General features: G+C 37.4%; 1 pseudogene. It reads left to right on the top strand.

The window, feature by feature from the left end:
• Nucleotides 1–526: 526 nt before the first annotated feature.
• Nucleotides 527–1,453 (top strand): annotated as a pseudogene (repM, locus tag FTV43_RS15130) (replication initiation protein RepM); the annotation flags it as partial.
• Nucleotides 1,454–2,167: the final 714 nt, after the last annotated feature.

Below are 2,167 nucleotides of genomic sequence, written 5' to 3'. Positions count from 1 at the left end.
AGCTCCCTGTTGCTTCATAACGAGATTTACAGAGCAAAGCGACTGTAGCCACTGGCTCCATGACGAGCGAAGCGAGCATAAAGCTTTATGAGCGAAGCGAATCCATTCTTGTTTTTAGCGTCCTAGCGGGTCTTTGAAAAAAACTGCCCCCAGGAATCGAGCGCAGCGAGATTCAATAGAGTTTGAGCGAAGCGAAAACATAGGGCAGTTTTAAATGCCGTTTTTAATTTTTTTGGGCTTTTAATAATAAAAAAGCTTTTAAATGCTTTTAAGCAGTCTGAAAGCATTGATATACGTGCGTTTCAGAGGACATAAGACGACACTTAGTGTGCTAAAAGACGACACTTAGTGTGCTAGAAATTCTCAATAAGACGACACTTAGTGTGCTTTGAAAGACAAAATAAAACATGTCGTTTTAAGCACGTTTAGTTTGCAAGATGCGACAAAATAAAATATGTCTGCTTATTGCTTCTTGATAAGGCTTCACATAAGATCAATAAGACGACATAATAAAATAAGACGCTATATGAAAGATTTAATTGTGAAAGATAACGCTTTAATTAATGCCAGCTACAATCTTGACCTAGTGGAACAACGGTTAATTCTTTTAGCAATAATTGAAGCCCGTGAAAGTGGTAAAGGTATTAATGCGAATGACCCTTTAACTATTCACGCAGAGAGCTATATCAACCACTTTGATGTATTGAAAAATGGTGCTTATCAAGCACTAAAAGAAGCCTGTAAAGACTTGTTTGCTCGTCAATTTAGCTATCAAGAACCAAGAGGAAAAGGAGTAGCTCATATTACCTCACGTTGGGTTTCTCAAATTGCATACATCGAAAAAACGGCATCTGTTGAGTTAATTTTTTCACCTGCAATTATCCCTTTAATAACTCGGCTAGAAAAACAATTTACGAGCTATGAGTTAGAGCAAGTAAAAGGGCTTTCCACTGGCTACGCCATTAGACTTTATGAACTTTTGATTGCTTGGCGTAGTAGTGGGAAAACACCAATTATTGAGCTAAGTGAGTTCAGAGAAAGATTGGGAGTATTAGAAAGTGAATATCATCGAATGCACGACTTTAAAAAGCGTGTTTTAGAACCATCATTAAAGCAAATCAATGAAAATACAGATATTACTGTCAAAGAAGAACAGCACAAAAGAGGACGTAATATTATTGGTTTTTCATTCCGATTTAAACAGAAGGCACAGCCAAAAAAACAACAAAAAACCGACCCTAAACGAGATCCAAACACACCTGATTTCTTTGTCGAAATGACCGATGCACAACGGCATTTGTTTGCACACAAATTATCTGAACTGCCCGAAGTTGGTAGCGAATATGCAGAGATCGGAGAGTCATCCGAAGACTTTACGAAACGCCTTGCAGACATGCTTTTAGAGCCAAAAAAATTCAGGATGTTTTATCCGCTACTGGAACAGCTCGGCTTTGGTTCTAAAAAAATCCAATCTGCACCAGTCAAACAGGTAGATGAACCTAAGTTTATTGAATTGCGAAATATGCAAGTGAACAGCTTGTCGTTCAATATGTCCCGTGACAAGAAATTCGCTCATTTAAAACAGGAAAACGAATCTCCAGATGATTTTATGCAACGGCTTCGCATCATGCTAAAAGACCCAAAACAGCAAATTCAATTTTATGACTACGTGAATGCCAAAAAGTAGCAATTAATCCTCCAAAAAAGATTTCAAAACGCCCCAACTTTTGGGGCTTATTTTTATCTTTTTTAGAGGCCGTTTTTTTGTTTCTCGGAGAGAAACGCGTAAGCGTGCATTCCCTCCTGCTGTCGGAAAATGATAAATCTCCAAACCGCTAAAAATTTTCTTGTTAGCAAAGCACCAATATCGAATTTCACCCCATAGCGCAAAAACCGCCTAAAATCGCATTTAAGCGCCTTTTCTTCAAAAACAGGGAAATCTAGCTAAACAGGGCTAAAAACGCCAATAAACGCAAAATAGGAGCATTTAGACCATGAAATTGAGTGATGCCGAAAAAAATAATCGTTTGTCAGAGGTGTTTTTAAAGAAATCAGATCGAGAATATTACGATTTAGAAATCACTGAAGATCATCAAAAACTTTATGATCAGTACGTTTCAGGTGATTTAAACAAGCAAGATTTTGAAGAACAACTAAACAAATTGAT

Origin of the sequence: Acinetobacter sp. YH16053, assembly GCF_013417035.1 — a bacterium.
Classification (GTDB): Bacteria; Pseudomonadota; Gammaproteobacteria; order Pseudomonadales; family Moraxellaceae; genus Acinetobacter; species Acinetobacter towneri.
The sequence above is the reverse complement of the archived record's forward strand: the minus strand, read 5'-3'. Positions and strand labels throughout refer to the sequence as shown.